We start from the raw sequence: 746 nt of genomic DNA on the forward strand, positions 1-746 counted from the left end.
GTCGCCCATTCCGCCTGCGGCGCCGAACATGGCCCGCAGCGGGTCGGTGTCGAAGCCGGTGCGGATGGGCAGCGCGTCGGGGCGAGCGAGACGTAGCTGCCCACCGGTCACGACCGCACCGTCCTCGGCGGTGGGCGGTGCGAGGGGTGGCCCGGCGGTGCTGGCGTGGGTGTGCGCGCCGGGCCAGGCGGCCTGCACGGCCCGCTCGATCAGGCCGGGCGGTACCGGGCCGGGTACCCAGATCCGGATCAGGGTCGTTGATGCGCTGAACTGGTACTCGAAGACCAGGTGTGGCTGCCCGAACACCCGGCGCCGCCGGGCGGGGCGTAGCAACCCGACGAGGTTCGCCCACAGCGCTTCCCCACCGGAGTCCTCGACGGTGGGCGGGGGCAGCACGGTCACAGTGCGGGCGTCGGCTGCCAGCACGGCGTGCCGCTGCCGAGCCCACCACCTCCGGGTAGTGATGGCAAGCACGACGCCGACGGCGACGCCCGGGGCGATGATGGGCGCCCAGGTTCCGGCCACCTCGGTGACGAGGTCGCGCAGCTGGGCCATCGCACCGGAGGGGTCGAGCAGGTAGCGTTCGAGCCATCCACCTTTTGGTGACGGCGTGGTCGGGGTGGCTGGGGCGGCGGTCACGATGTCTCTGCGCCTGCTGGGACGTCGACGTGGAGGTCGTCGCTGTCGTCCTCGCCGAACTCGTCGACGGCCGTATCGTCGTGGCTGGGGGCGTCGTCGGCGGGGCC

General features: G+C 73.3%; 1 pseudogene. It reads right to left on the bottom strand.

Annotated elements, in window-relative coordinates:
- A pseudogene (locus ELR45_RS37430) lies at positions 1-639 on the bottom strand (type VI secretion protein); the annotation flags it as partial.
- Between the last annotated feature and the right edge of the window lie 107 nt (positions 640-746).

It is taken from the genome of Phytoactinopolyspora endophytica, assembly GCF_004138495.1.
GTDB lineage: Bacteria > Actinomycetota > Actinomycetes > Jiangellales > Jiangellaceae > Phytoactinopolyspora > Phytoactinopolyspora endophytica.